Here is a 5,862-nt window from a genome sequence, read left to right on the forward strand (position 1 = left end):
GCAACCTTATTTCCAGAACACTTCTTATCTTAGATTAGAAGAACAATACAATCAAGTTGGAAAAGCCAACTGATTACACTACATATTATACGAGGGAGAAGAAATATGTAATGAGATGAATATAAGTGGAAGAACTTTGCGTGGAGACTTCAATGAATTCAAGCCGCTATTTTTTGAGAATGGAATTGAAATCATTTCAAAGCAAGCAAAGGGTTATGCATTGCGCATATTTAATGAAGATGCATACCATAATTTTATATATGAATTGATGAAGGAAGAAGAGCATTCACAAAAACTATTACCTGTTTATCCAGAAGATCGAATCAATTATCTAATTCGCTTGTTTTTGACACAGAATACATATCTAAAGATGGAAGATATTGCAGATATGTTATTTATTTCAAGAGCAACTCTTACCAATGATCTTCGTCAAGTTCGAGAAAGATTATCGTACTTTCATTTACAACTTGTTTCTAGACCGGCATATGGATTAAAAATTGAAGGGGATGAAATCCACATGCGTTCATGTATTGCGCAATACTTTTATCATACGGATACAATTGATGCGCGTTTACAACACTCAGCTGAAGATGAAAAGATTGATAAAATAAAAACTATTTTATTAGAAGCATTATATACATATGAACTTCATTTGACAGATGTTGGATTTCAAAATCTAGTCATCCATATTTCAATTGCAATTACTAGAAATTCAAATGAGCAAAAATCCTTCGTTTCAGATGAATGGAATCTGATAGAAACCTATGAATACTCGGTCGCTAAAGCAATTGTGATGCAGTTGGAGCAAACATTTCAGATAACTTTAAATCCGATTGAGTGTGAATATATCACAATCCATCTACTTGGTAAAAAACGTGCAGTTGATGAGAATCATCACGAGATTGATGAAGAAACACAAAACCTCTTAACTGCCATTATGCGTGAGATCAATATGCAATATGGGTATGATTTTTCTAATGACTTTGAACTCTATACATTACTAGCATTACATTTTTTACCGATGCTAAATCGTTTGAAGTTTGGTTTACGGATTCAAAATCCGTTACTCCATGAAATTAAAAATAATAATTTAGTTGCTTTTGAAATGGGAGTATGCTGCGCAAATGTGATTGAAAAAGAAATAAATGTAGAAGTAGATGAAAACGAAATTGGATATTTAGCATTACATTTAGCATTAGCGATTGAACGCTACAAGAAACAAAGTATTAGTAAGAAGAATATTGTAATTGTTTGTGCTAGTGGTGCAGGAAGTTCGCAAATCTTACTTTATAAAATGAAACAACGATTCCAAGAATATTTAAATGAAATTAAAGTATGTGAATTGTATGAACTAGAACAATTAGATGTAACACCATATGATTTTATTATGAGTACGGTCCCTATTCCCTTTGCATGTAAAATCCCGGTTATTCGGGTGAAGTATTTTCTAAATGATCAAGATGCAAGTAGTGTTGAAAAGATGATAAAAAGTGAACAAAACGATGATGTAGTTGCAACATTTTTTTCAGATGCATATATTTTTAACACGCTAAAAGGAAAAACGAGAGAACAAATACTTAATGAAATGATCGATAAACTTTCGTTAGTTGCAAATGTACCAGATACGCTATTACAAGAAGTTTTAAAAAGAGAAAATTATGCAGCCACTGAATTTGGTAATGAAATTGCATTACCACATGCCATGCATCCAGTTTGTGAAACATCATTTGTGAGCATTGGAATTTTAGATAAACCAATCATTTGGTTTGAAAAACCAGTACGTTATATATTCTTGTTGTGTGTAAGCAAACAAAAAGAAGAACATATTGGAATGCTACAAGAAATGTTAAGTGAATTATTAATGCGTAAAGATTTGATGGATCAATTTGCCCTACATCCAACAACTGCAAATTTACATACAATCTTGCAGGATTTGAACATTCAAACAGATGATGAAGATATCTTCAAATAAGAAATGCCACTTTTAAACTGGCATTTTTATCAGTCCACATTTTAATTGTATTTTCTATAATGAAAGTAAGGAGGGTTCACGTGAATATTCTTGTATGTTGTGCGTGCGGATTTTCAACCAGTATACTGGTGAAATCAATGCGAGCAGAAGTAAAAAAAATGAATCGAAGTGATATAAAGATTGCCGCAATTGGTGTTGATCAAGTTTACGAACATTTATATCGTGCAGATATTGTGCTTATTGCACCACAAATTGCACATGAATATTCTCACCTAAAAGAGAAAGCGGAAAGCTTTCACAAACCTGTTTACATAATTGATCCGGATGATTATGGAAATATGGATGGTGTAACCGTTCTTCGTAGATTGTTTCATTCGATTGATGAAACACAAAGGGAGGAAATTAAAATGGACAAAGTCTCAGCACTTATTGAAAAGAAATTAATGCCAATTGCGGTGAAAGTTGGAAGTAACCGCGTATTAACAATTATTCGTAATGCTATGTGTTCAGTAATGGCACTATTAATCATTGGAAGTATTTGTATCCTTTTATCTAACTTTCCAATTGCTGCAGTAGCAGAATTTATGGAACCAGCAAATCCATTCTTCAATGCAGTATATGGAGCAACAAGTGGGATGATGGGTATCTATACAGCTGCAGCGATGGCATATTTTGCCGCAGTTGAATATAAAACGGATATATTTTCAAGTATTGTTACTTCGGTATCAGCATTTATGTTGTCACAATTAACAGTTGAAGGTGCAATCAACATGGATGGATTAGGATCTATGGGATTGTTAACTGCAATGGTAATTGGATATACAACAGTATTTATTTTAGATTTATTTAAAAGAAAAAATTTGGTTATTCGAATGCCTGAAGGTGTTCCAGAAGCGGTATCAGAATCATTTACATCATTGATTCCAGCTGCATTAATCTTATTCATCTTTGGTTCAGTATCATTAATTTTTGGATTTGATATTAATGAAGTATTCGCAACAATTATGTCTCCATTATCAAAAGCGATTAATACACCTTGGGGATATGCAATTTATCACATGCTTTGTGGTCTTGTATTCTTCTGTGGGATTAACTCAGCAGTGGTTATTGGTGTTGTACAAGCATTTATTATGCAAAACAGTGTAATGAATGAAGCAGCATTTCAAGCAGGAGAGAGTTTAAAGTATGCAGCAACATACGCAACTGATACGATGATGTGGGCAGGAGGAACAGGAGCAACCATTGGATTAATGATTTTAATGGCATTCTTTGCGAAAAGTAAATCCTTTAAATCATTAGGTAGACTGTCAATTGGTCCTGGAATCTTCAATATTAACGAACCAATTATTTTTGGAACTCCGATTTGTTTTAACCCGGTATTCTTATTACCTTTCGTACTGTTGCCAGGAGTTTTAGCGTTTGCGACATTTATCATGATGGATAGTGGAATTATTGCGATGGCTAGTGTAGGAAACGTACCTTGGACACTACCTCCAATCGTTATTGGATGGGTAATGTCAAATGGAGCAATTTCGACAACGATTTGGTCATTCTTAATTGTTGTGATTTCTGTAATTGTATACTACCCATTCTTCCGTATGGCTGATAAAAAAGAATACGAAAATGAATTAGCTGGAGAAAAAGCGTCTTTAGAAAAAGAAGGTGCATAATGAAAGTGTTTCCTGATAATTTCTTATGGGGTGGAAGTATTGCAATGCATCAATGTGAAGGTGCATATCTTGAAGATGGTAAAGGCTTAGGGATTATGGATTTAGTCACAAAAGGAAGTGTGAATACACCACGGATGATGCATCAAACATTACAAGCAGATACGATATACCCTTCACATGAAGCGATTGATTTCTATCACACATACAAAGAGGATATTGCATTATTTGCCAAAATGGGATTCAAAGCATTACGAATCTCGATTGATTGGTCAAGAATCTATCCCAATGGTGATGATAAAGAACCAAATAAACTTGGTCTTGTACATTATGAAAAGGTTATTGATACTTTGTTAGAATATGGAATTGAGCCAATTGTGACGCTATTTCATTTTGAAATGCCAGTAGCTGTAGTTAAAAATTATCATTCATGGATATCTCGTGAAACGGTTGATATGTTTGTAAGATTTGTGGAAACTGTCGGACTACATTTAAAAAATAAAGTAAAGTATTGGGTTACCTTTAATGAAATGAATCATATGGATCCAATGAGTGAGTTATCTGATTTCTTTACCTATATGAATACAGGGTATACATTTAAACAACTGGAAGATCCAAAAAACGAACTCGCAATTATGGGGTATCATATGACATTAGCTTCTATGAAGGCTGTGGAAGTATTACATCATATAGATGAACAAAACCAAGTAGGGTGTGTTTTTGGACTAACTGCATTCTATCCAAAGACATGCAATCCAAAAGATAATTTAGAAGCACAAAAGATGCAATATAGAGACTACTATCAAATTGATGCGATGTGTAATGGTGCATTTCCCACGTATAAAATTAAAGAATATAAAGCCAATGGAATTCAGCTAGAAATAACAGATGAAGATCATAAAGTGTTTGCAAATAATCGATTAGACTTTATTGGTTTAAACTATTATGCAAGTGAAGTTGTAGCAAGTTCTATTGATGAGAATGAGGCTTCATTCTTTGGTGGATTGAAAAATCCATATTTAAAAGAATCGGATTGGGGTTGGCAAATTGATCCTGATGGATTACGTTTCTTACTAGATAATCTTTCAAGACGTTATGAACTTCCAATCATCATAACGGAAAATGGAATTGGAGCAGTCGATGTTTTGGAAAATGATGGTTCAATTCATGATCCATATCGAATTGCATATCTTGAGGCTCATTTGAAAGCAATTCAAGAAGCAATTGAAGAAGATTATGTGGACTGTTTTGGCTACTTAATGTGGGGACCTATTGACTTAGTCAGTGCAACTACTGGAGAAATGAAAAAACGGTATGGATTTATTTATGTAGATAAAAATGATGATGGAACTGGTACAGGAAAACGATATGAGAAAGACTCGTTTGCATGGTATCAAAAAGTCATTGAAAGTAATGGAGGAATACTAAATGATTAAAATATTACTTGTATGTGCTGGTGGTATGTCAACAAGTATGCTAGCAAAAAATATGCGGAGCGCAGCTGATGAAAAGCAAATCGAGACAGAAATATGGGCTGTAGCAGAAAGTGTGGCTTTAGAAGAAGCGAAGAGTGCGGATATCATTCTCGTGGGTCCACAAATGCGTTTTAAAGTACCAGAATTTCAAAAGGAATTTCCACAATTACCTGTACAAGCAATCGATATGCGTGATTATGGATCGATGAATGGAAAAGCGGTTTTGGAAAAAGCGCTTGCTGAGGTACATGCATAGTGGAAGGATTGGAACTTACTTGTTTTCAAATTATTTCTAATGTAGGTGGTGCGCGCAGTTGCTTTATCGAAGCAATTCAAAGTGCAAAACAGGGTGACTATGAAAAGGCAGCAACACAAATTCAAGAAGGTGAAGCCTTCTTTACAGAAGGACACCATGCCCACGCAACACTCATACAAAAAGAAGCAAATGGTGAACTTGATTCAATCAGTTTATTACTTTTACATGCAGAAGACCAACTAATGAGTGCAGAGGCATTTAAGATTCTTGCAAAAGAATTCATTGATGTATATCAAAAAATAGAAAATAAATAGAGCAAAAGGGGCTGTGACACTTAGTACAGCTTCAAATCATAAAAATAACGCCTAAACTCGTAAGAGAATAGGCGTTATTTTTGGGTGTGCCAGGCATGGTGCATATCTAGTTGGTGAAAGTCCAACCGCAGGTGTTACCGCTAAGCGTAGTGAACCACAAGCCGAAGTCGGTGACGAC

5 protein-coding genes are annotated in these 5,862 nt (G+C 34.4%); all 5 read left to right on the top strand.

All coding sequences use genetic code 11. The annotated features are described in order from the left end of the window. The first annotated feature begins 115 nt into the window (after window positions 1-115). Window positions 116-1,972, top strand: coding sequence for a BglG family transcription antiterminator (locus EDD63_RS11205; RefSeq protein ID WP_134171401.1), 1,857 nt, complete (start codon window positions 116-118; stop codon window positions 1,970-1,972). Window positions 1,973-2,052: 80 nt separating this feature from the next. After that, window positions 2,053-3,642: a PTS transporter subunit EIIC gene (locus tag EDD63_RS11210; protein WP_243833775.1), complete on the top strand. Its 1,590-nt coding sequence runs from the start codon at window positions 2,053-2,055 to the stop codon at window positions 3,640-3,642. Then, complete coding sequence (locus tag EDD63_RS11215) at window positions 3,642-5,075, top strand: glycoside hydrolase family 1 protein (protein ID WP_134171403.1); 1,434 nt, start codon at window positions 3,642-3,644, stop codon at window positions 5,073-5,075. Before EDD63_RS11210 ends, EDD63_RS11215 begins: the two co-directional genes overlap by 1 nt. After that, window positions 5,068-5,370, top strand: coding sequence for a PTS sugar transporter subunit IIB (locus tag EDD63_RS11220; RefSeq protein ID WP_134171404.1), 303 nt, complete (start codon window positions 5,068-5,070; stop codon window positions 5,368-5,370). Before EDD63_RS11215 ends, EDD63_RS11220 begins: the two co-directional genes overlap by 8 nt. Continuing rightward, on the top strand, window positions 5,370-5,684 hold the full coding sequence (locus EDD63_RS11225) for a PTS sugar transporter subunit IIA (protein WP_134171405.1): 315 nt from the start codon (window positions 5,370-5,372) through the stop codon (window positions 5,682-5,684). Before EDD63_RS11220 ends, EDD63_RS11225 begins: the two co-directional genes overlap by 1 nt. The last annotated feature ends 178 nt before the right edge of the window (window positions 5,685-5,862 follow it).

Origin of the sequence: Breznakia blatticola (assembly GCF_004365815.1) — a bacterium.
Taxonomy (GTDB): Bacteria; Bacillota_I; Bacilli_A; order Erysipelotrichales; family Erysipelotrichaceae; genus Breznakia; species Breznakia blatticola.